This is a genomic window from Alkalihalobacillus sp. CinArs1 (genome assembly GCF_947387515.1).
Taxonomy (GTDB): Bacteria; Bacillota; Bacilli; order Bacillales; family Guptibacillaceae; genus Guptibacillus.
The window spans coordinates 287,680-310,920 of record NZ_CANDOB010000002.1; the positions used below are offsets into that span (position 1 = coordinate 287,680).

General features: G+C 43.8%; 25 protein-coding genes. 18 read left to right on the forward strand and 7 right to left on the reverse strand.

What is annotated here, in order from left to right:
• Window positions 1–94 precede the first annotated feature (94 nt).
• The 9 genes from PFZ69_RS09985 to PFZ69_RS10025 all read left to right on the forward strand — a co-directional run bounded on the left by PFZ69_RS09985 (window position 95) and on the right by PFZ69_RS10025 (window position 5,973).
• Window positions 95–469, forward strand: coding sequence for a cupin domain-containing protein (locus PFZ69_RS09985; RefSeq protein WP_270180931.1), 375 nt, complete (start codon window positions 95–97; stop codon window positions 467–469).
• A complete protein-coding gene (locus PFZ69_RS09990; protein WP_270180932.1) occupies window positions 456–950 on the forward strand; it encodes a DUF4825 domain-containing protein in 495 nt (164 codons plus the stop codon). Before PFZ69_RS09985 ends, PFZ69_RS09990 begins: the two co-directional genes overlap by 14 nt.
• A 94-nt stretch (window positions 951–1,044) precedes the next feature.
• Entirely contained in the window at window positions 1,045–1,581 is a 537-nt protein-coding gene (locus PFZ69_RS09995; protein ID WP_270180933.1) for an AAA family ATPase, read from the forward strand.
• 20 nt (window positions 1,582–1,601) lie between these two features.
• Complete coding sequence (locus PFZ69_RS10000) at window positions 1,602–2,330, forward strand: DUF5694 domain-containing protein (RefSeq protein ID WP_270180934.1); 729 nt, start codon at window positions 1,602–1,604, stop codon at window positions 2,328–2,330.
• Window positions 2,331–2,342: 12 nt separating this feature from the next.
• Entirely contained in the window at window positions 2,343–2,849 is a 507-nt protein-coding gene (locus tag PFZ69_RS10005; RefSeq protein WP_270180935.1) for a GNAT family N-acetyltransferase, read from the forward strand.
• A gap of 156 nt (window positions 2,850–3,005) precedes the next feature.
• On the forward strand, window positions 3,006–4,205 hold the full coding sequence (locus PFZ69_RS10010; protein WP_442865178.1) for a M24 family metallopeptidase: 1,200 nt from the start codon (window positions 3,006–3,008) through the stop codon (window positions 4,203–4,205).
• Between the two features lie 15 nt (window positions 4,206–4,220).
• Complete coding sequence (locus tag PFZ69_RS10015) at window positions 4,221–5,417, forward strand: cystathionine gamma-synthase family protein (RefSeq protein WP_442865179.1); 1,197 nt, start codon at window positions 4,221–4,223, stop codon at window positions 5,415–5,417.
• A 136-nt stretch (window positions 5,418–5,553) separates the two neighbouring features.
• Entirely contained in the window at window positions 5,554–5,754 is a 201-nt protein-coding gene (locus PFZ69_RS10020; protein WP_270180937.1) for an IDEAL domain-containing protein, read from the forward strand.
• A 63-nt stretch (window positions 5,755–5,817) separates the two neighbouring features.
• Window positions 5,818–5,973: a hypothetical protein gene (locus tag PFZ69_RS10025; protein ID WP_270180938.1), complete on the forward strand. Its 156-nt coding sequence runs from the start codon at window positions 5,818–5,820 to the stop codon at window positions 5,971–5,973.
• Between the two features lie 196 nt (window positions 5,974–6,169).
• Here PFZ69_RS10025 and PFZ69_RS10030 read toward each other — a convergent pair whose 3' ends face one another.
• Together PFZ69_RS10030 and PFZ69_RS10035 are read right to left on the reverse strand one after the other, a co-directional pair.
• Entirely contained in the window at window positions 6,170–6,859 is a 690-nt protein-coding gene (locus tag PFZ69_RS10030) for a DUF4352 domain-containing protein (RefSeq protein WP_270180939.1), read from the reverse strand.
• 75 nt (window positions 6,860–6,934) lie between these two features.
• Window positions 6,935–8,359, reverse strand: coding sequence for an alkaline phosphatase (locus PFZ69_RS10035; RefSeq protein WP_270180940.1), 1,425 nt, complete (start codon window positions 8,357–8,359; stop codon window positions 6,935–6,937).
• Window positions 8,360–8,735: 376 nt separating this feature from the next.
• Here PFZ69_RS10035 and PFZ69_RS10040 point away from each other — a divergent pair, with 376 nt between their 5' ends.
• From PFZ69_RS10040 to PFZ69_RS10055, 4 genes are all read left to right on the forward strand, one after another.
• The gene (locus PFZ69_RS10040) at window positions 8,736–9,638 is read left to right on the forward strand and encodes an acetamidase/formamidase family protein (RefSeq protein WP_270180941.1); all 903 of its coding nucleotides are present in this window, start codon (window positions 8,736–8,738) and stop codon (window positions 9,636–9,638) included.
• A gap of 178 nt (window positions 9,639–9,816) precedes the next feature.
• Complete coding sequence (locus PFZ69_RS10045) at window positions 9,817–11,196, forward strand: Glu/Leu/Phe/Val family dehydrogenase (RefSeq protein ID WP_270180942.1); 1,380 nt, start codon at window positions 9,817–9,819, stop codon at window positions 11,194–11,196.
• Window positions 11,197–11,314: 118 nt separating this feature from the next.
• Window positions 11,315–11,665: a VOC family protein gene (locus tag PFZ69_RS10050; RefSeq protein WP_270180943.1), complete on the forward strand. Its 351-nt coding sequence runs from the start codon at window positions 11,315–11,317 to the stop codon at window positions 11,663–11,665.
• Between the two features lie 16 nt (window positions 11,666–11,681).
• Complete coding sequence (locus PFZ69_RS10055) at window positions 11,682–11,831, forward strand: hypothetical protein (RefSeq protein WP_270180944.1); 150 nt, start codon at window positions 11,682–11,684, stop codon at window positions 11,829–11,831.
• 45 nt (window positions 11,832–11,876) lie between these two features.
• On the opposite strand, the gene PFZ69_RS10060 is transcribed toward PFZ69_RS10055, so the two are convergent.
• Both PFZ69_RS10060 and PFZ69_RS10065 read right to left on the reverse strand, forming a co-directional pair.
• Window positions 11,877–12,389 carry a hypothetical protein gene (locus tag PFZ69_RS10060; protein WP_270180945.1) on the reverse strand — a complete coding sequence of 171 codons (513 nt, stop codon included), beginning with the start codon at window positions 12,387–12,389 and terminating at the stop codon, window positions 11,877–11,879.
• A 108-nt stretch (window positions 12,390–12,497) separates the two neighbouring features.
• Window positions 12,498–13,304, reverse strand: a complete 807-nt coding sequence (locus PFZ69_RS10065; RefSeq protein ID WP_270180946.1) for a glycerophosphodiester phosphodiesterase — start codon at window positions 13,302–13,304, stop codon at window positions 12,498–12,500.
• A 345-nt stretch (window positions 13,305–13,649) separates the two neighbouring features.
• Here PFZ69_RS10065 and PFZ69_RS10070 point away from each other — a divergent pair, with 345 nt between their 5' ends.
• Entirely contained in the window at window positions 13,650–14,246 is a 597-nt protein-coding gene (locus PFZ69_RS10070) for a class I SAM-dependent methyltransferase (protein WP_270180947.1), read from the forward strand.
• Window positions 14,247–14,295: 49 nt separating this feature from the next.
• Here PFZ69_RS10070 and PFZ69_RS10075 read toward each other — a convergent pair whose 3' ends face one another.
• Genes PFZ69_RS10075 through PFZ69_RS10085 form a run of 3 tightly spaced genes read right to left on the reverse strand, consistent with a single transcriptional unit; the run spans window position 14,296 to window position 16,856 of the window.
• Window positions 14,296–15,105, reverse strand: a complete 810-nt coding sequence (locus PFZ69_RS10075; RefSeq protein ID WP_270180948.1) for an ABC transporter permease subunit — start codon at window positions 15,103–15,105, stop codon at window positions 14,296–14,298.
• Window positions 15,102–15,989 (reverse strand): ABC transporter ATP-binding protein, encoded by an 888-nt coding sequence (locus PFZ69_RS10080; RefSeq protein ID WP_270180949.1) that lies wholly within the window; start codon window positions 15,987–15,989, stop codon window positions 15,102–15,104. Before PFZ69_RS10080 ends, PFZ69_RS10075 begins: the two co-directional genes overlap by 4 nt.
• Before the next feature lie 21 nt (window positions 15,990–16,010).
• Complete coding sequence (locus PFZ69_RS10085) at window positions 16,011–16,856, reverse strand: TetR/AcrR family transcriptional regulator (protein ID WP_270180950.1); 846 nt, start codon at window positions 16,854–16,856, stop codon at window positions 16,011–16,013.
• Between the two features lie 116 nt (window positions 16,857–16,972).
• Between PFZ69_RS10085 and PFZ69_RS10090 the strand changes: the two genes are divergently transcribed.
• The 4 genes from PFZ69_RS10090 to PFZ69_RS10105 all read left to right on the forward strand — a co-directional run bounded on the left by PFZ69_RS10090 (window position 16,973) and on the right by PFZ69_RS10105 (window position 23,236).
• Window positions 16,973–20,107 carry an efflux RND transporter permease subunit gene (locus PFZ69_RS10090; RefSeq protein WP_270180951.1) on the forward strand — a complete coding sequence of 1,045 codons (3,135 nt, stop codon included), beginning with the start codon at window positions 16,973–16,975 and terminating at the stop codon, window positions 20,105–20,107.
• A gap of 224 nt (window positions 20,108–20,331) precedes the next feature.
• A complete protein-coding gene (locus PFZ69_RS10095; protein WP_270180952.1) occupies window positions 20,332–20,859 on the forward strand; it encodes an RNA polymerase subunit sigma in 528 nt (175 codons plus the stop codon).
• Between the two features lie 464 nt (window positions 20,860–21,323).
• Window positions 21,324–21,959, forward strand: a complete 636-nt coding sequence (locus tag PFZ69_RS10100) for an FMN-dependent NADH-azoreductase (protein WP_270180953.1) — start codon at window positions 21,324–21,326, stop codon at window positions 21,957–21,959.
• A gap of 101 nt (window positions 21,960–22,060) precedes the next feature.
• Window positions 22,061–23,236 carry a serine hydrolase domain-containing protein gene (locus PFZ69_RS10105; RefSeq protein WP_270180954.1) on the forward strand — a complete coding sequence of 392 codons (1,176 nt, stop codon included), beginning with the start codon at window positions 22,061–22,063 and terminating at the stop codon, window positions 23,234–23,236.
• The last annotated feature ends 5 nt before the right edge of the window (window positions 23,237–23,241 follow it).

The window sequence follows — 23,241 nt, forward strand, 5'->3', positions numbered from 1 at the left end:
GAATTCCTGAGGGGTTTGTTTATTTTTGCCAGATTAAAAGGGAGAGCGCCTTAAGAATCGAATTATGTATGGGGCATAATGTAGGAGGGTAAGTATGAAGCGCTACCGATTTGGTCGAGGTAAAGAGATAACGAAGTTTGATAGTAAGCATGTGGTGATTTCGCCTATTACGAGAATGATAGAAGAAGAGGTCGATGTGATACAGATCGCTTGTATGCATCTTGGTCGTGATGGATTACTCGGAGGTCATGAAGCTGTGGTGCCACAAATGTTCCTCGTGCTAGAAGGAGAAGGAATCGTGAAGGGCGGCGATCAAACTGCTCGTATTCAAAAAGGAGAGCTCGCGATGTGGGAAAGAGGGGAATGGCATGAGACGTCGACGGAAGATGGCATGACCGCAATCGTTATAGAATGTGACAAGCTAAAGCCGTTCAGTGGTTTACAGGAAATAATAGATGAAGGGAATTAAGCTTGTTTTTATAGTATTGCTAATCATCGTCAGCGGCTGTCGTTCTGCTGAACCAGCCGAGGAAACGCTTTTTCAGTACAAAGATTCATACATAGGAGACAACGGAGCGGTTGGTGCGATCTTACGAATGCTGCCTGGTAGCACGGAGTTAAAAAGTTTATCGCTGCAAACAAAAAGCGAGCCATATGGCTTAACAGCTTATTATTCAAAAGCGCTACCAGAAGAAGAGCAAAGAGAAACGTTTCTATTCAATGCAACGTTTCTTTTCACGTTGATTCAAAATGCTGAGGTTGTTTCTGCTGATTACGATGGCGAGGTATTGTCGGTTACGAGAGATGAGTTACAAGCTTGGTATGGTGAGAATCTTTTTGAAGCTGCTTCAGAAGATGAACTGATCGACCTTGCTCAGCCAAAGCTTGAAGACTCGGAGCAAGTCAATCAATTTTTTGAAAACCAAACAGGAGTGAATAAGCGTGACTGATTTTTATTGTGATGAAGTATTGAGTGGAAATACTGCTGTTCAAGTCGTCAAAGAGACGGAAAATATCTTTTCCGGAAAGGCGTTGAGTTAAGCGATGATCATCATGATCAATGGCGCGTTTGGAGTTGGAAAAACGACTGTTGCCAATGAGCTTCTAAACAAAATCGATAACAGTATGCTTTTTGACCCAGAAGTGGTCGGAGGGATGCTCAGTGCGTTGCTTCCTTCATCGATCAAAGAAGAAGAGGCACTCACTGGTGATTTTCAAGACTTGGAATTATGGAAAGAGTTCACCGTCTTGATTGCAAAGCGGACGGCAGAGAAATATGATAAACACCTCATCGTCCCGATGACGATTCGGAAACCTGATTATTTTCATTATATATTTGATGGATTTAAACGAATCGATCCTGAGACGTTTCATTTTTGCTTAACAGCTAGTAAGGAAACGATTACGACTAGACTCTTGAATCGGGGAGAAGCTTATGGAAGTTGGTGTTTTTACCAAACCGATCTGTGTATAGAGGCTTTTTCTTCTGGAGGATTCGGGGAATATATTTCAACTGAGAACCGACGAATAGAAGAGGTTGTAGACATTATTATAAAAAGGTTAGTGATGCCGATTCTTTAGGATAGGAAGGAGCATGTGTGTTGGGTAAGCCAAAAGTTCTGGTGTTCGGAACGTTTCATATGAAGTATACGAAAGACCTTTATAAGGTGGATACGGATGATTTGGAAACGGAAAAGAGACAAGCAGAAATGACCGACGTTGTTGACCGATTAAAACGGTTTGAGCCTACAAAGCTAGCATTCGAAATTGTAAAGAGTGAGAATGCTGGGCTTAATCAAGAGTATAAGGATTACGTGAATGGTAATGGAGAGCTCAGGGTCGATGAAGTGCATCAACTTGGCTTTCGTATCGCGTCTCAATTAGAGCATAAAAAAGTATATGCGGTCGATTGGATGGATACGGTCGGAAATCGAGCGCTAAGTGAGGTATATGATTGGGCAAAAGAAGAGCAGCCTGAGCTTTATGAATATATCAACAAAACGTATCGCTCGCATTCTCATAAAAGTCTGGAAAACAGAACGATACTCGAGCTTTTACATGAGATGAATTCTCCTGAAGAAGTGATGAAGAATCACGAGATGTATATGAACATCGCTCGTATCGGAAAAGATGAGCAATACGTTGGCATCGATTGGGTTCGATGGTGGTATCAGAGGAACTTGATTATCTATCACAATCTAGCAGAGCTCTGTGAGCCTGGTGCTCGAACACTTCTCATCATAGGGTCTGCTCACGTTCACCTCGTTTCACAGTTTTTAGAAGAAAGCGGTTTGGTTGAGGTAGAGAGAGTAGGGAACTATTTAGAGTGAAAAGGTGACGTAATGAAAATGAATCTAGTCGTACAGCGGTATGATCAAGACTATCAAGAACAAGTGGTGGATTTGATTTCTACGATCCAACAAGATGAATTTCAAATCCCAATTACAGTAGAAGAACAGCCTGATCTATATGCGATCGCGTCGTTTTATCAAACAGGGAAAGGGAACTTCTGGCTTGCGATCTATAATGGACGTGTAGTGGGTACGATTAGCCTACTCGACATCGATAACAACCAGCTCGCACTACGTAAGATGTTTGTACATAAGGATTATCGAGGGGGGCCTTTTTTTGTCGCAAAAAGATTGCTACAAGAAGCGATAAAGTGGTCGAGGGAGAATGAAGTTCATGACATATACCTTGGTACAACGCCGCAATTTTTAGCGGCACATCGATTTTATGAGAAAAATGATTTTGTTCGGGTGGGGTTGGAAGACCTCCCGAAATCTTTTCCTGTTCTGGCTGTGGATAAAAGGTTTTATAGGTTGGAGATGAATCGAAAGGTAATGTAAAAAGGTTAAGGCAGATCCATGATGAATGGGTCTGCTTTTTTGATGCGTGACCTTATTATTTTTTGTAAAAAGGGAGTTGTGTCGTAAGGCGAGATGATGGTAGTATGAGTTAACTGAAAATTTAAACAATAGTTTTAGGGAGGCGACGTCCCAATGATGCCATTTGAGTTGCGAGAGTACCAGGAACGCATTCAGCTGACGAAGAGAAGGATGCTCGATGAAGGTCTTGAAGTTCTGCTTATAACGGACCCTGCGAACATGAATTATTTAACGGGGTATGACGGCTGGTCATTTTACGTGGATCAAATGGTCGTCGTGATCATCGATGAAGAGCAGCCGCTTTGGATCGGAAGAAAGATGGACGGCAATGGTGCGAAGGCAACGACATGGCTTCACCATGAGAACCTCGTAACGTATACCGATGATTACGTTCATTCGAACGTGAAGCATCCGATGGATTTTGTTGCGAAAACACTTGAAGAACTTGATCAAAGTACGCGTCACATCGGGGTAGAGATGGGCGCATATTACTTCACCGCCTTAGCGTTTGAATCGTTGAAAAGAAACCTTCCTGACGCGAAGTGGAAAGATGCCACCCTCCTTGTGAACCGTGTTCGGATGGTGAAATCGAATCAAGAGATTCTATATATGAAAAATGCAGCCAGGCTCGTTGAACTCGGAATGCAAAAAGCGGTCGATACGATCTCTGAGGGCGTTCGAGAATGTGACGTCGTGGCTGATATTTATAGCAGTCTCATCAGTGGAACACCTGAATTTGGCGGAGATTATCCAGCGATTGTTCCGATGTTACCATCAGGGGAACATACGTGTACACCGCATCTCACATGGTCTGATAAACGGTATCGAAACAATGACCTCGTCATTATCGAAATTGCTGGCTGCTACAAACGATACCATTGTCCGATGGCGCGAACGGTCTCAGTTGGGACGCAAGATGAGAGAGTTCGAGACATTGGAAAAGTCGTGGTAGAAGGGCTCGATGAGACGCTCGCGTTCGTAAAACCTGGCGTAACGTGCGAAGAGGTTGAAGAAGTTTGGCGGAAGTCGATTGCTCGGCATGGCATCATGAAGGATTCACGCCTCGGCTATTCGATCGGACTAAACTATCCACCTGATTGGGGTGAACATACGGCGAGCGTTCGACAAGGTGATCAAACAATTTTACAACCGAATATGACGTTTCATCTTATTCCTGGAATCTGGTATCACGATTTTGGGATTGAAATCAGCGAATCGATCAGAGTCACGGAGAGCGGAAGCGAAGTTCTTGCGAATTTTTCAAGAAAGCTAATCGATGCAAAAGGCGTGTCGATGATGGGGAACGATGCAGTCTGAAAAAGGAGGAGATCGATTGTGAAAAAACCAGGAATGGGGACATCGTCCGTCTGGGCAGGGGAGAAAGAATACCTCTCTCATGGTGCGACGCAAGTTCCGGTCGTTCATAGCGTAGCGTATGGATATGATGACATGGACGAGTGGTATGAGGTTGCGGTTGGAAATAAGAAGGGTCATATCTATGGTAGGAATACGAATCCGACTGTTCAGGCGTTTGAAGATAAGGTGAAGGCGCTTGAAGGAGCGGAAGCGGCGACGAGTTTCTCGACAGGGATGGCGGCGATCAGCAATACGCTCGCAACGTTTCTTTTTCCAGGAGATCGAATCGTGTCGATCAAAGATACGTATGGTGGCACGAATAAAATCTTCACGGAATTTCTTCCGATGTTAAACGTCGATGTGATGCTTTGTGAAACGGGAAATCATGAGCTCATTGAGGAAGAGGTCGAGAAGGGATGCCGCATTCTATATCTCGAGACACCGACGAATCCAACGGTAAAGATTACGGATATCAAGCGGATGGTAAAAGCCGCTCACAGAGTGGGGGCGCTCGTTGTTGTCGATAACACGTTTGCTACACCGATCAATCAGAACCCGCTCGAATTCGGAGCGGATCTCGTGATCCATAGTGCTACGAAGTTTCTCGGTGGTCATGCTGATGCACTCGGCGGGGTCGTTTGTGGAAATAACAACTTGGTCGAAAAAATCTATCATTACCGGGAAATCAACGGAGCGACGATGGATCCGATGAGTGCCTATCTCTTGCTGCGAGGGATGAAAACGCTCAAGCTTCGTGTACAGAAGCAGTGCGATAACGCGATGAAGGTCGCGACGTACTTAACGTCACAGGCACTTGTCGAAGAGGTATATTATCCTGGACTCGAGAATCATCCGGGGCATGAGATCGCGAAACAGCAGATGAAGGATTACGGCGGGATGTTCAGCTTTGCGGTGAAAGGCGGTGTGGAAACGGTGAAGCATCTTTTACCGAAGCTTACGTTTGCAAACCGAGCCGCAAATCTTGGAGCCGTGGAGACAACGGTGGGACCGTCACGAACGACGAGTCATGTCGAATGCACACCTGAAGAGAGAGCGGCCATGGGCATACCAGAAGGATTAATTCGCTACTCAGCGGGTATAGAAGATGTAGAAGACCTTATCGATGATTTAGAACAAGCGTTTCAAGCCGTTGTAAAAGAAGTGAAAGTCTAGTAAAATCTCCTTAAAGTCAGAAAAGTTAAAAGAATCTGCATTGTGAAGTTTAAAGTTTTGTAAAATCGGTTAGATTTATAGTAACAGCGATAACAATTGTAGCTGCGTTTCTAATAATAGAATGGAGGATGAAACAATGGATCATCGAAAAATCTATTCAAACCAAGTGTCGGAGCAGAGTCAGGAAGTAATCGCAGAGCTACTAGAACATGTCCACAATAACGCTATTAAACATAGAGAAGAGCTACTTATGAAAGAAATAGATAAAGCATTAGATGAGCGTGACCGCGAGACATTCATGGAACTAACAGAGCGATTGAAAACTTTCCATAATTGATAGGCATAAATGACGAACCGTTTGCTTATAATCTAGTATCACCTAACTCAGGAGGAGATAGAGATGCTAGATTTGGCAGCGGTTTTTCATATGGCTACAGAGTGGATGGTCGCAAATAAAGGGTACAAGCTTCAGTCGGTCATTTTGTTCGGTACGTTAGGATTTTCGTTTATTAGCTATCTGATCTGGTACGTAACGAAGGGATATCGAGCTGTTTAAGCGTTTAATCGATCGTTTCTTGTGGGGATGGATGAGTGTTAATAGTGGATATCCGCGATTTTGAGGGGGTTATCCGCGAAATTCTCATTATTTCCGCGGAAATTTTATTTTATCTGCGATAATCGAGTAGATATCCGCGAAAAAAGGAATTTATCTGCGAAACGTGCTTTAATACGCTAAAAAAAGACCCCTGGTATCAGGAGTCTTCGATCGGAATGTCAATTGTTTTTGCCTTAGCTTTGGAGTTCTTATCTTCATCAAACACGTCACTCGTTTTTACAGTTAGGGAGGAAAGTTCAGCGATATCTGTTTCGTTAAGCACAAATCCCAATTCGCCAGTACGTTCTTCGTTACCTTCGTATACCCCATAAAGTTCTTCGAGGTAAAAGTCTTCCTCAAACCCTTTTTTCTCTCCTTCACTCGTTTCGAGCACGGAGACAGGAGCAAAATCAACTGGTTCATCTGAAGTGTTCTTCACTGTTACGTGCAGTTTTACATAATTAAAGTTCTTTTCGTCATCGGAATAAGGATGGAAGAAGTCGATCAAGTCCATCGAAGGCGAATAGTTCATCACTTTAACGTCTGAAATAGTGAGTTCAACGTCTCCGATTTTCGTCGTTTCGTTATAGTTTGAGAGTGCTTTTAACGTAACGGATCCATCTTCATCCTCATGGAAATCGCCAACCTTCGTTAGTGAGCTGTCATCCGGTGCTTGTGGATTATCGGGAGCTTTGGCTGATTTATTTTCCTTTTTGTTTTCATCTTTTTGCTGATTGTCTTCTTGCGCTGTTTCAGATTGCGTATTATTGTCTGCGCCTTGCTCAGCGTCAGTCGCACATCCGGCAAGGAGTAGGGAAGCTGCTAGAAAGAATCCGATAGTTTTCATTGAGAAAGACCTCCTGCTTATAAAATTCCCGCTGCCGTATGAGCAGCGGGAACGTTTTTCTTAGTATGCCCTTAATTAATCGTCGTCACGCTCGTTGTCGTCATCATCTTCATCATCATCTTCGTTCTTCTGCTTGATGAGAAGGTCGTTCACCATTTGACCCGTCTCTGTATTGTCATGAAGACCGATGAAGTTTTCTGCTCCAGGACCGTAAGCATACACGTTTACGTCTTCACCAGTGTGGCCGCCAGTTGTCCAGCCAGTTCCTGAACGCAGGTCGAAGATTTTCTCGATCGCATTGTCGATTTCAGTTGTTTTGTCTTTTTCAGCTTTCGTAGCTTCTTTTACCCAGTTGATTTCTTCTTCAGTAAGCTCTAGGTCGATATACTTGTTAAGCGTTTCTTCTACGTCAGCACCTTCAGCGATTTGCTCTGCCATAAAGTCAGGCGTACGCTTAGCAGCTTTTAGTGGAGCTGGATCCCACTTGTATTCACCGTCGCGACCCATTGCGAAGCCGCCAGTTGAGTGGTCAGCAGTTGTAACGACTAGCGTGTGCTTGTCTTTTTTCGCGAATTCGATTGCTTCTTTATATGCTTGTTCGAAGTCTTCCATTTCACTCATCGCTGCAACAACATCGTTGTCGTGACCAGCCCAGTCGATTTGGCTTCCTTCTACCATTAGGAAGAAGCCGTCTTTGTCTTTGCTAAGGCGATCGAGTGCAGTTGTTGTCATGTCAGCTAGTGAAGGCGTTTCTTCGTCGCGGTCGATCATCTTGTCCATTCCTTTTTCACCGAAAAGGCCAAGGATCTGTTCGTTATCGTCACTCATAAGATCTTCTTTATTTGTTACGTAGCTGTATCCAGCTTCTTCAAACTCACCAGCAAGGTCACGATCCGCGCGTTCGAAGTACTTTGTACCACCACCAAGAATGACATCTACTTTATGCTCGCCATCGACTTTTTCATCGAAATAATCATCAGCGATCGCATTGTAGTTGTGGCGGGACTCATCGTGAGCACCGAATGATGCTGGAGTAGCGTGGTTTACTTGAGATGTTGATACAAGCCCTGTCGCTTTATCTTCTTTCTTAGCGCGCTCTAGCACAGTTTCAACTTCTTGCTTTTCCATATCAACAGAGATTGCGCCGTTGTATGTTTTGATACCAGCGGCCATTGAAGTACCTGCTGCAGCTGAGTCCGTTACGCTTTCTTCATGATCCCAAGAGTACGTTTGCTGCTGCCCAAGTAGCTGCTTATCGAATGCTACTTCTTCCATATAAGGCGTTGATTTGTCATCCATGAATGAACGGTATGCCGTGTTATACACAGGACCCATTCCGTCACCGATTAAGAAGATAACGTTTTTGATTTCACCATTAACTTTTAGATCTTTATCTGATTTCGCCTCTGTTTCAGGAGCGCCACCAGCAAAGCTGCTGAATGCGAGCGTTGAAACAACTGCGAATGGGATTGCTTTTTTCTTGAAGTTTTTAAAATTCATTTGAGTACCTCCCGTGTTTCTTTTTTCTCACAATGTGTACTTTACTAGATAACGGTTAAGGGTCTATTAATAGATTGTTAGAGAAGTGTTAAGGTTTTTGGGTCGATTGTTACAGTCGAAAACAAACGATAAGTTACGATAATAAAAGAATTTTAACGATGTTTAGTTAATGACCTGGGTGATTTCTCGACTATCGATCGATAGAATTGTACTTTTTTAGAATGATAGAGAAGGAAGGAGGAGGTTTGCAAGCGTTTTCGAACGAATTAGTATGAAAGGAAGGGAAGAAGGAACCCGCGCGCATTGTATTTGTACCATTTGTTGCGGGGAATTTTTACTAGAGGAAAACGTACACTTATTACTTTGAGGAGGTAAAATGATGCACACGCTTTCAACTGATTCTGTTATTTATGACTTTAATAAAGCTCATGCTCCAGTGAAAAAGGTAAAGGTAGGAGATACGATCGAAATCAGTACATACGATTGTTTTGAAAATCAAATTCAGTCGGAAGACACTGAGATTACGGGAATCGATTGGAACCGTGTTAACCCAGCGACAGGTCCTATTTATATAGAAGGTGTTGAGCCCGGTGACGTTTTGAAAGTGAAAATTGAGAAGCTCGAGATCGGTGACCGCGGTGTGATGGTCGTGGGTCCTGATCTCGGTGTCATGGGGCATCGGCTTGAGGAAATGAAAGCGAAGATGATTCCGATAAAGGATGGGAAAGCCGTGTTTAACGAGATTGAACTTCCGCTAAATCCCATGATCGGCGTGATTGGGGTCGCACCTGAAGGGGAGGGCGTGTCATGCGGAACGCCGGGTGCCCATGGAGGAAACATGGACAATAAGATGGTCACGGAAGGAGCAACGCTGTATTTCCCTGTTGCAGTGGAAGGAGCATTGTTTGGACTTGGTGATTTTCACGCGGCGATGGGTGATGGAGAAGTGAGCGTTTCTGGGATCGAAGTAGAAGGAAAAGCGACAGTGACGTTTGAAGTGGTGAAGGATGAAGGCATTACACAGCCAATGTTAGAAAACGATGAAGTCGTAACGCAAATCGCTTCAGCAGAAACGCTTGATGAAGCTGTTAAGGTTGCAACTGAGCTGATGATCAATCGAATATGTCGAAAAACAGGCATGTCGGTGAGTGACGTGACGATGCTGATGAGTGCGGTGGGGCAAGTCGAAGTGTGTCAGGTTGTCGATCCACTCGTGACAGTGAGGTTTGTTGTGCCGAAATGGTTGGAAGAGAAGTTTGGGGTAAGGTTGATCGGGTGAGGTGTACTTTCTACAAGTTAAGGTGAAACTAATAGCCTCCAGTCCCTATGAGACTTGGGGCTATTAGTTTCGTCAAAATTTGACAAAATTCGGAGAGTGACAGGCACCATACCCCGTTTGAACTATATACAGTCGGGTAACTTATAAATGAATAGGTAAATTGGAGGGGTGATGAACATTGGCTAGTAAATATGGAGCAGTAGTACAAGAATCATTGGATGCATTATTAGAAGATGAAACATTTATGCCGAACTTTACCGGGGAAGAGAGAGAGAAGGCGTTTGATTCTCTTGAAGCAATTCTTTCTACACCAAACCAAATTCAGAAATCATTTCTACGTGTACCGATGGAGAATGGGAAGATTTTGAGGATCCCAGCGTTCCGTGTTCAGCATAACAACGCGCTTGGTCCTTATAAAGGGGGAATTCGTTTTCATGAATCGGTCGATGAAGATGAAGTCGTTAACCTCGCTACACTGATGACGCTTAAGAATGCGCTTCACGAAGTGCCGTTCGGTGGAGGAAAAGGCGGCGTTGTGATCAATCCGAGGGAGTACTCTGAAAAGGAACTACATACGATTTCAAAGAAATACGTTCACTATTTCAGTGATATCCTTGGTCCAGACAAAGACATCCCGGCTCCAGACGTTGGTACAGGAGAGCGCGAGATGGATTGGATGATGGGTGAATTCAAATCGATCCATCCTGGTCAAGCGTATCGAGGAAGTTTTACAGGGAAAAGCCACTTGAACGGTGGTTCGCTAGGACGTAGAGAAGCGACCGGTAAAGGCGTTTACTATACGTTCCGCTATTTAATGCACGACTTTTTGAATGACAATAAAGATTGGTTTGAGCGAAACCAGAACTTGTTTGCGAAAACAGCGATGGAGCATGCAGATCGCGATTTGACCGTTGGCATTCAAGGGTTCGGTAATGTAGGTTCTGTTGCGGCACTCGAAGCTTACAATTGCAATTACATCAAAACAAAAGTTGTGGCCGTGAGCGACCGAAACGTAACCCTTTATAATGAAGAAGGACTCGACATCAATGCGCTCGTTGCTTTTACTTCTGAAAATGAAGGAGACCTGCCTACAACAGATGAAGCGCTGAACAATTACGGAATCGAGGCGGACATTAGAGACCGCGAAGACGTTCTTTACCTTGATACCGACGTTCTGATTCTCGCTGCTCTTGAAGAACAAATTCATGAAGACAACATGCAAGATGTGAAAGCACGCTTGATCGTCGAAGGTGCGAACGGTCCGATCACGATGAAGGCGGACGATTATTTGAGTCAGAACGGCGTATTGATCATTCCAGATATCCTCGCAAACGCAGGTGGTGTAATCGTTTCTTACTTCGAATGGTTACAAGGAAGAGAAACGCAGTTCTATAGTGAAGAAGAAGTGAACACGATGCTTGTTAAAAAGATGAAGGAAACGATGGATCAAGTGTTGCCTCAATTCTTTAATGATCCGTTCCCGCTTCGTCAAAATTGCTACATGCATGCGGTGACAAAACTTTGTAATACGCTCTATCGTCACGGAAAACTATATTAAGCTTTATTTATATACTCCTCTGTCTAGTGACAGGGGAGTTTGTTTGGTTAAAAAGGAATACTGCCTTTTTGGAGCGAAAGTGTGATGAAGAAATAAATCAAGTTGCTGAGGTGATGACATGAAGATAAAAGGATTTGGAGGCGTGTTCTGGCGAACAGGTGATGTAGCTGCACTTTCAAAGTGGTACAAAGACGTGTTGGGGATCGAGATGGAATCCTGGAATGGAACGGTCATTAAGCCGCAAGAAGGAAACGAAACGATCTTTTCATTTTTTTCAGAAGACGATGGGTATTTTCCTGCGGGTCAACAAGTGATGGTAAACTTTCAGGTCGAAAGCATCGAAGCGTGTATGATGCACCTTGAGAAAGTCGGTGTGCCGTTAGTGAAAGATCTTGAAAAAAGTGAATATGGTTCGTTCATATGGATTGATGACCCAGAAGGCAGGCGCATTGAGCTCTGGGAGAAGTAAGCATAGGAGGATTCATATGAATGAACGTGTAGGAACATGTACCGAGTGCGGGAAAGAGCTGTTTTGTAGAGATGGGTTTTTGGATGGCGTAGTTGGTGAAGATAAGGAATTGTATTGTTTTGATTGTGCAGAGGATGTTTCTGTTCGTGATAAAGGTAACGTATAATAAAAAGCTGTTCTCCGAATGTGGAGGACAGCTTCTTTGTACTCGTTATTCCATCGTCATGTTATCTTTAAAGGACGTGATCTTCGTTTTTGTTGCATCTAATAGCTCTTTCACTTTCTCAACATCTGGCTCGTCTTTCTTTGTTTCGTCAATCAATGGATAGAGGTCGCTTTCAATATCCTTATATTCATCGGGATATTCCTTTTCGAGCTTCTCTTCAAAAAGATCCCAGTGTGAGTCGATCTGGTTTCCAAGTTCGTTCATCTTCGCAACATCATCAGGTGATTCTTCTAGTACTGTGCTAAGAGAGTCAAGGTCAAATAGAACTTTATCGACACCCGTTTGGAGGTCAACCTCACTTCCTTCACCAGCAGTGTTGCTGTCTCCAGCACCACCTTGACCTGAACTATCTTCCGTTACCGCATCATCATTCATAGAGGACTCTTCTGACGTATTCGTATTACCGTCTTCTTCCCCTGTAGAATTATCTCCACAGCCCGCAAGCAGCGTGCCGGCAGCTAGTCCAATCGCAAGTAATAAAGAAGTATTCTTACTCATATTCAACAACTCCTTCCTTTTCCTCTATTGGTTCCCATTTCCATTAAAAAGTAAACAGAGCGGCAAGCAATTTATTCGACAAAATGTGAGTGGTGACAGGCACCGTACTTAATCTACGTAATCAGGGTAGTCGGTGATGATGCCATCGACGCCAGCTTCTTTGAGGGCTTGTACAGATTCACGGTCTCTTGCTGTCCAAGGGTGAACGTCCATGTCGTAGTCATGAATTCTTGTTACGAGTTCACGATCGACTAAGCTCTTCGATGGGTTTACGTAGGAAGCATACTCTGAGAATGCTTCTAAACGTTGATCTGTTAGATGATCCGGGTTGTAAACGAGGACGCCTAATGGAACAGAAGGCAGGATGCTATGAAACGTTTGAACGGAGTCATGATCAAACGATTGGACGATAATTTTATTGTTGTTTGGCTTATGCATGTTTCTTTCTGTTAGTGCATCCGCTACTTTTTGTTCGATTCCTGGGTAAAGGGATGGCGACTTGATCTCGATCAATATCCCGATTTTACCGCGGTACTCATCAAGCACTTCTCCTAGAGTTGGAATTTTCTCACCTGTAAAAGCTTCATCGAACCAACTGCCAGCATCAAGAGAGCGAAGCTCTTCGAGTGTAAGATCCTTCACTTTTCCAGAACCATCTGTCGTACGATCAACGGATGTATCGTGAATCACCACGAGTTCGCCATCTTTACTAAGCTGTACATCGAGTTCAAACATGTCGGACTTCATGTCTACTGCTTTCTCGAAAGCTGCCATCGTATTTTCAGGCGCATAGCCAGACGCTCCTCTGTGTGCAACGTTGACGATCTCTTCTTTTTTTGCAAAAGCATTGGCAGGTTGAATGATGAGACCGAGTGCGACCATGGCAGTTACCGTAGTCATCATAAGTTTTTTCAAGTAAAACAGCTCCTTTTGTTGTTGTTCACTATCAATCTACTGAAAGATTGTTAAGTGAAGATAAAGGAGAGGTTAGAGTGTAGTGACGAGGTTTAAAGGATTTCATGTAAAAGGACCCAGAGATGTTTACAACGGTTTAAGGGGATGGCATTTTACCTATAGGGCTAACGATGTGAATAAAACGCACAGAGATCGCATCATGCTTTCTATTCATTAAAGATTGGAAGAGAGAAGAGAGACGTCCGAACAGTCGGAATGGTTCATGATAGAAGTCCCGAAAAGGTAGAATTGGTTGTCTTTTGATAGAATGGTTGGAAGAAAGCATGACACTAGGAGGATTCAACGATGGAAGAAAACGTTTTCGAACAATTGGCGAAGCGCTACGATACGGAAGAACGGAAGGAACTTGCAAATGTCATCGTAAACGAATTCAGGGAACACTTACACAACAGCAAATCAAAATCGCTGCTTGATTATGGGAGCGGAACTGGTCTTGTTGGTTTAGCTCTCGTGGATTTAGTAGATTCCGTTATGTTAGTGGATTCCTCAAAACAGATGCTCGACGTTGCGGAAGGTAAGATTACTAGGAATGGTATAAGCAACGCGAAGGTTCTTCATTCAGACTTTATGGAACAAACGCCAAAAATAAAGTCAGACATCGTCATCATGTCACTCGTGCTACTTCACATCCCCGATACGACGACTATTTTACAGAAGCTATTCACCACCCTGAATGATGGAGGGAAGCTAATCATCGTCGATTTTGATAAAAATGAGAAGATTGCTCATCCGAAGGTGCATAACGGCTTTTCGCATGAAGAGCTCAAGAAGAAGCTTTCAGAGGTTGGTTTTCGATCAAATGAGATCAAGACGTTTCATCATGGAAGTGGTATTTTCATGAAGCAGGACGCTTCTATGTTTATCTCCACAAGTTCGAAGTAACAACGGAAAGAGCTTGGAAGCATCGCCTCCAAGCTCTTTCTTGATGCACCTACAGCGGTAAATTTCGTTTTCGAAACACGAACACGGTTGCGACGTATGCGAGTAATCCTAATCCGAAGAGTGTGACAGAGACGAACGCGACGTTCACATCGCCGTTCGCGATCTTCGCTGGTTCAAAGAGTGAGAAGAGCGTAAGGTTCCGTAGCCAATCTAAGTCTGGAACGATCTTACCCGCCATATCTAATGCGTAGAATAAAAACGTTACCCCGCCAGCTGCTGCAAACGCCATTTTCTCATCGTTAAAAAGGGAAGAGATGAGGATGGAGTAGCCTCCTACCGCAAAGAAAAGTAAGAACCCTACAAAGTTGATCTCGAAAAAGTCGCCCATCCCAATCGCGTATTGGTCGTCGATCAGGAGTTCTCCAGCGGCAAACCCGCCTGCAAAGTTTAGAAAAATAATGATAACAAGACCAGTGATGAGAACGGCGATTTGCGTGATTGCGACCTCAGCGCGGGATACTTTGGTAGAAAGTAAGTAAGCCATTGATCCTCGGTCGACTAGCTTTGCGATCAGTTGTATCGCGGTCATCACGCTGAAGATTCCTAAGATGAATAAAAAGAATAGTCCGTAGTATTCTGCTGAGATGAACTCTCCGTAAGTGCCGAACGATTCGAGTCCGAACGCATTCTTCAAGCTATCAGGATAAATGGCTGTTAGCTCTTGAATTTTATCGATGTTGTCGGAAATCATCGGAAAGAGAGATGTCATTAAGATGACGTAGACAGCAGAAGCGATGCCGAAGCTCATGATGCTTTTTAAGTTTGATTTCATCATCTGTTTATAGAGTGAAGCGCTCATCCGTTCACCTCCTCAGCATTGTAATAGTCCATGAAGATCTGCTCGAGGCTCTGGTTTGCAGCGCTTACGTTTTTAATAGGGTAGTTTGCGAGTTCTTTAAAAAACGCGTCATAGTTCCCTTGCACCTCAATCCGTACCATGTTTCCATCTGTCTTCTCAATCGATAGAGTAGAAGATTTCACCGCTTCTACATCTTCAGGGTTGAAGAAGGTAATGTCGAATAATTTTCGCTGCATCGACTGCAGCTCATGAATATCCTTCACGGTAACGATTCGCCCGTCTTTAATGATGGCGGCTCGGTCACACGTTCGTTCGATTTCTGAAAAGCTGTGGGATGACATGAGGAACGTTTTCCCTTTATCCTTTTCTTCAAGCACAAGCTCAACGAAGACGCGCTGCATCAAAGGATCGAGTCCAGATGTCGGCTCATCGAGAATGTAGATGTCCGGGTCGTGCATGAACGTCGCTACGATCCCAACTTTTTGCTTCATGCCTTTAGACATCTTACGAATCGGGGTTTTCGGATCGAATTGGAGGCGACGGATCAATTCCTCTCGCTTTTCCTTATCCTGTTTTCCCTGCATACCTGCGATCATGTCGAGAAATTCTGTCCCTTTCATACCGTCTAAAAAGGCGATTTCCCCTGGTAAATAGCCAACATGTTCGCGTGCTTTTGCCTGCTCGCTCCACGCATCGTACTCGAACACTGTCGCGCTTCCCTTTTGCGGCTTCATGTAACCCATCAGGTGTCTGATCGTCGTCGACTTTCCGGAACCGTTTGGACCGAGGAAGCCGAATACTTCGCCTTTTTTCACATCGAACGACACATCGAAAATCCCTTTTCCATTTGAAAACTGGCGCGTAAGGTTCTTGATGGTAATCATGACTAAACCCCCTTCGTTACGTTATAGAAAGTAGTTTCGTAAACGTGATGCGAAATCCAAGTAGCGATCGTATTTATCGAGATTGGACGCCATGCCCTTTATGACCGCTTGTCTTGGGGATGTTCTCGCTAGCTCATCTAAAAGGATCGTCGCGGTATCGATCAGATTCTCATCACTTTCTTTTTCTAAAATGAGTGTGAGCACATTTTTAATTTCTTCGAGGTCATGCAGATTAAATCCTTCAGGCATGATCTGTTCGATGACTTCCTCTGTTATGACTGGTTGGTCACTACTTTCTGAAAATCCGGTCATCAAATAGTCGGTTTTCCTCGTGACTGCAGATGCCACTTCTAAATAATCGAACTCAATATTATCTAGAATGATAAGGTCGATGTAGTTTTTCATTAAACTCTGAACAGCAAGACTCGCTTCCCACACGTATGGTTCGCACTCTTTTCCATAAATCGCAAGGAGATGATTTTTGTAAAAAAGGTACGAATTGAAGCGCATCTTTCTGATGAGTTCTTCGATTGACTCGTTGAACGGAATCGCCTGCTCACGGAATTGCATGATGATGAACTCCCGGTGATCTGCGATTTCTTCCATAAAGACTTTGAGCTGGTACGTAAATTTTTCCTTTGGAGACATCGGCTCGGTTGCGACTTCATTCACTTTACGCTGCATTCTGTTCCAATAGTACATGAGGACTTGGAATAGCAATTCGTCTTTCGATTTAAAGTGAAGGTAAAATGCGCCTTTCGAGATATCGCATTCCTTTGCGATCTCTTGAACAGACGTTGCGCTGAATCCTTTTTTCGCAAAAAGCTTGATGGCATTCTCTATAATCATTATTTTTTTTGGTTCCATATATTGACCACCTTTTATCACGTTAATGAACATTTCTTCCTTGACCTCTGACCGAGTGGTCATGTATATTTTATAACAGAATGACTACTTGGTCAAAAAGGGGAAGGAGAGAACGTATGAGCAAGATTATAAACTTTTCGATGAATAATAAATTTGCTGTCTGGCTTATGACCATCATCATTACAGCTGCTGGTCTATATTCCGGATTGAATATGAAATTAGAAACGATTCCAAATATCGATCCACCGATCATTACGGTTACGACCGTGTATCCAGGTGCGACACCTGCAGAGGTGGCTGATGAGATATCAGAACCGATCGAGCAGAAAGTGCAGAATTTAAGCGGAATGAAATCCGTAAGTTCAAGCTCGTTCCAAAATGCTTCGAGTTTACAGCTCGAATATAATTTTAGCAAAGATTTAGATGAAGCAGAGGACGAACTTCAAGAAGCAGTAAATGAAGTAGTGTTACCTGATGGCGCTGAGACGCCTGATGTGTCGCGAGTGAACTTTAATGCGTTCCCTGTTATCAGTATGAGTGTTACGAATGAAAATGGTGATCTTGCTGAGCTCACTTCGACTGTTGAAGATACGATCGCACCTGCACTCGAAGGGTTAGATGGTGTTGGCGATGTTCAGGTTGCTGGTCAAGAAGTGAGAGAAGTTCAGCTTCAGTTTGATGACGAAGCGCTCTCTGAACGAGGCATGGACCAAGAAACGGTTACGAACTTGATCAAAGGTTCAAAAGTGACGTTCCCGCTTGGACTATACACGTTTGATGATACACAGAAATCCGTTGTGATCGATGGAAACATCACAACGATCGATGATTTAGAAAAACTCCAAATTCCAATGATTCCATCGCAGAGTGCGCCGCAAGGAACCGCTCCGCAACAAGGTGCTCCTGGAACGCCGTCAGGTCAAGGAGCTCAGGGAGGTGCTGAAGCTGTTCAAGCACAGCAAGGCATTCCAACCGTTGCGTTAGGTGAGATCGCTGATTTTGAAATCGTTGCAGAAGCCGAGTCGATTTCACGTACGAACGGGGAAGAATCGATTACGGTTCAAGTAATCAAATCGCAAGAAGCGAATACGGTCGACGTTGTCGATCAAGTGAAGGAACAAGCTGCTGAGTTTGAAGATGAACTAGACGGTATCGACTTCATCTTTACGTTCGACCAGGGCGAGCCGATCGAAGAATCCGTAAGTACGATGTTGAACAAAGCATTGTTCGGCGGACTGTTTGCGATCATCGTCATTCTGTTGTTCCTGCGTAACATTCGAACAACGTTGATTTCGGTCGTATCGATCCCGCTATCTCTATTCATCGCGTTACTCGTATTGAATCAAATGGGAATCACGCTTAACATCATGACGCTCGGTGCGATGACCGTTGCGATCGGACGTGTTGTCGATGATTCGATTGTTGTCGTTGAGAACATATACAGGCGGATGTCATTAAAAGAAGAGAAGTTAGAAGGTAAGGAACTGATTCGATCCGCGACGAAGGAAATGTTCATGCCGATTCTATCGTCAACGATCGTGACGATCGCGGTTTTCCTACCGCTCGGACTCGTTGAAGGTGTCGTAGGTCAAGTGTTCCTTCCATTCGCATTGACGGTAGTATTTGCACTACTCGCTTCATTAATCGTTGCGGTTACGATCGTACCGATGATGTCGCACTCGCTTTTAAATAAAGAACAGGCAATGAAAAGCCATAAGGATGGTCCAGGGAAGCTCGCTACGTGGTACCGTTCAATTTTAAATAGTGTTCTAAATCATAAGATCATCTCTTCGATCGTTGCGATCGGTGTCCTTGTAGGGAGTATCGCGATGATTCCGCTAGTTGGCGTTAGCTTTTTACCAGGTGAAGAAGAGAAGATGGTGATGCCGACGTTCAGTCCTGCACCTGGACAAACGCTTGAAGATGTCGAGTCGATCGCACTTGAAGCGGAGAAGTATTTTGAAGGTCGAGACGATGTTGAGATCATTCAATACTCTGTTGGTGGAGAAAATCCGATGAACCCTGGTGCATCCAACCAGGCGGCATTCTTTGTGATGTATGCGGATGATACGGAAAACTTCACTGAAGAAAAAGAACAAGTGATCAAAGATTTGAAAAACATGACGGACAAAGGGGAATGGAACAACCAGGAATTCTCTTCTACAGGTTCTAGTAACGATATCCAGGTTCAAATATTTGGTGATACGATGGATGACATTAAGCCATATGTAGAAGAGGTGGAAGGCGTCCTCAATGATCAAGATGATCTAAATGAAGCCGAATCCAGTCTCGCTGAGTCGTATGAAGAATACACGCTCGTCGCAGATCAAGAGAAGCTCAGTCAGCTAGGGCTAACCGCCGGTCAAGTCGGTATGGAGCTCGGTCAGAACGGGCAGCGTTCAGAAATTACGACGGTAAAAGAAGATGGAGAAGAGCTTCAAGTCTTCATTGAAGTTGAGAAAGACGACTATGAAACATTTGAAGAGTTAACAGATAAGGAAATTCAGTCGCCAATGGGTGTATCCGTTCCAATCAACGAGCTGTTTACAGTTGAAGAAGGAACAACAGAAGACACGATCACGCGCCGTGATGGAAAAGTGTACGGCAGCGTTTCAGCGAAAGCAACAACGGATGATATCGGATCCGTCTCTGCTTCTGTAAAAGAGGAGTTGGATAAGATCGACCATCCTGATACGATCGACATTTCGATCGGCGGGGTTACAGAAGATATCAATGAATCGTTTGGTCAGCTAGGTCTTGCGATGCTTGCGGCGATTGCGATCGTCTATGTTGTGCTCGTCATCTTCTTCGGAGGAGCACTTGCGCCATTCGCAATCCTGTTCTCCCTACCGTTCACGATTATCGGAGCAGTTCTAGGGCTGCTAGTTGGTGGAGAAACATTGAGTATATCCGCTATGATCGGTGCACTGATGCTGATCGGAATCGTTGTTACGAACGGGATCGTCCTGATCGACCGCGTTATTCAGAAAGAAAAAGAGGGATACTCAACGCGTGAAGCATTGCTCGATGCTGGGATGACACGCTTACGTCCGATCTTGATGACAGCTCTGGCAACGATCGGTGCGCTGCTACCACTCGCACTCGGTTTTGAAGGTGGCTCGATCATCAGTAAAGGTCTTGGACTTACCGTTATCGGTGGTCTTGCGAGCTCGACGCTCCTAACCCTATTGATTGTACCGATCGTGTACGAAATGTTGAGCAAGTTTCAGAAAAAGCCAAAAAAAGCATAGAAGGTAAAGGATGACGTGTGGAGTTCCACACGTCATTTTACGAAGAAGCGGATCTGGAACGGTCGGTTCATATAAAGGTATTGAAGATGGAAGATATGAGATAAAGTAGGTAAGAACGAGAGCATCGATGCTCTCGTTTTTTAGTGCGTATTTTGAAGATTATGGAAGGTTTACAGGGTGAATGATCGAACTTTGTTAGTAGCATTATTCGAAGGAGGAATTTAGTGAAACGTTTAATTGTACCGATTACAGTAGGGATCGGTTTGCTTGTTGGCTGTAGTGATGGAGATGTTTCGAGTGTGGAAGGGGGGAAAATGAAAGATAACGAAAAAGAAGTTGAAGTGCAGGCAATGGAAGATGTTTTCCTAGATGCACATGAAATGACGGCATACGAACATTTCGCAGAAGATTTTAATGAAGGACATCTTGCAGATCTTAATCCACTTAGCATCGCTAAGCTGCATCTATACGCATCGTTACAGCAAAATCATGATGTTCATTATGCTCTTTATACCGATCGTGAAGGGCATGTCGCGTGGTCTAAAGCAGAAGATGATAAGATTCCAGATCGTGATAGAGGAACGAGAGAAAGTGTGTTGGCAAATATAGAGGGCATTCAAAATGGAAAATTCGTTCAGAGTGATGAGATTACAGGGTATATCGAATTTCATAATGAACGTGGAACACAAGGGTATCAGATGGTAAAAGATCAAGATGGAAATTGGCGCGTAGCATTCATGCCGATTCAGTAGCATAATCTACATTTTCGCACTTAAACCGCATAGGGATGTATACTATAGAGTAAGGTCTTATCATCTAAGAAGAGAGCTGATCATATGAAGAGCTTCTTTCGAAAAATGTTCGGTTTAGAGAAATGCATGATCTGTAAACAAAAACCGGTCCGCCCTCAGTACTATTTGGACGAAGAAGATAACCGTAAACCCGTTTGTTATAAATGTGTTTCCTACGCGGAACGACGTGCGTATCGAAAAGCGTAATTTCTAATATAAAGGTGAGGATTTCTTAATTCCGTTAAGAGATTCTCATCTTTTTTATATGAGTGAATCAAATTAGTTGATTCTTTGATTACTTTCTATTATCATTATCTTTGTTTCAAGATATCTTAATTAAAAACTCTTTGGCTCGAGGGATTGGGAGTAGTCCGATTAACACATACTATGGCGAGCCTTAAAGAAAAACAGAAAGGAAGTTAAACATGACGAAAGTAATGTATATCACTGCTCATCCTCATGATGAGACGTATTCTTACAGCATGGCAGCTGGAAAGGCTTTTATCGACCAATACAAAGAGGTAAACCCTGATCACGAAATCATCCACATGGATTTATATAAAGAGCACATTCCTCAAATCGACGCTGATGTATTCAGCGGTTGGGGTAAGCTTCAAAAAGGAAGCGGGTTTGAAGAGCTTTCAGAGGAAGAAAAGTCAAAGGTAAACCGTCTATCAGAGCTATGTGAACAGTTTATCGATGCAGATAAATATGTATTCGTTACGCCGTTCTGGAACTTCTTCTTCCCACCGGTACTAAAAGCGTATATCGATGCGGTATCTGTTGCTGGTAAATCGTTCAAATATACGGCTGAAGGTCCTGTTGGTCTTCTAACGGACAAAAAAGCAATGCACATCCAAGCTCGCGGTGGAATCTACTCAGAAGGTCCAGCGGCTGAGATGGAAATGGGCCATCGCTACCTTGGCGTTATGATGCAGTTCTACGGTGTGCCAACGCTTGAGCACGTGTATATCGAAGGACATGCATTGATGCCTGATAAAGCAGAAGAAATTAAAGAAAACGGTATTGCGCGTGCGAAGGATGCAGCACAAACGTTTTAAGTGAACTATGCAAGACACCCTTTTATGAGGGTGTCTTTTTTATGTATCGGAAGGAAAGGAGAATCATTAGGAGAAGGTAAAGGCTAAGAGGAGGGATGCGAGTGGTAAGAGTTACAAAAAAGTCGATTTACTTTTGGCTTATAGGGTTCTGCTTACTTTTTACAGGATGTTCGAACTCAAATTCTGTAGAAGTGGTGGAAGAAAGTTCAGGGAAGCAATCAGAACCTGTTGATTCGTATTGGCCAACTGAAGAGTGGCGTACGACTTCAGCTGAAAGTGTTGGAATGGATTCATCTAAGCTAGTTGAGATGTTTGAGCATGTTGATTCTGAAAACATTCCAATGGAGGGGTTTCTCGTCATTAGAAATGGGTATATCGTAGCTGAAAACTATGGTGGGGAGTTTGATCAAGATAAGCCGCATCCGATTTATTCAGTAACGAAAAGCTTAACATCTGCCCTTACAGGAGTGGCGATTCAAAAGGGCGCGCTCAACAGTGTCGAAGAAAAAGTGATGACGTACATACCGAAAGAAAACATCGAATCAATGAACCCTCATAAAGAAAACGTGACGATCAAGCACTTTTTGACGATGAGCTCTGGACTCGATTTTACCGAGCAAACGCAAAAAGGTTTCTATGAATCGGAAACGTGGGAAGCGTTCATGAAAGGGAATGACCCTGCAATCTACATCTTGAATCGGCCTTTACGTGAAAACATAGACGAATGGAACTACAGCACAGGAGACGCAAGAGTTGTTTCACGTGTTCTGCAAGAAGCAACAGGGAAACCACTATCTGACTTTGCAGAAGAGAGTTTATTCGAGCCACTTGGAATCGAGAACGTTGAATGGCCGACGGATCGTTCAGGCACGTCTTTCGGAGGCACTGGCGTCTTAATGACACCTCGCGACATGGCGAGACTAGGTTATCTGTACTTGAACGATGGGGAATGGGAAGGTGAGCAGCTGTTTCCTAAAGGATGGGTAGAAGAAAGTACGAAAGCGCACGTTTCGACCGGAGGGAATTTTGATGGTGATGATTACGGTTATTACTTCTGGTTAAAAGAAGTGAATGGCCATGACACCTTTAGAGGAATGGGCCTATATGGGCAGTACCTCGTAATGGTGCCAGACTTAAATCTCTTAGTTGTGCAAACCTCAAGTGGGATGGACGTTGATCCACTTTTAGAAAACTACATTCTGCCTTCTGTAAAAGCGGATGGACCGATTGAAGCGAACGAAAGCTCTGCCAGTGAATTAAAGGAAATGATGAAATGAGAACA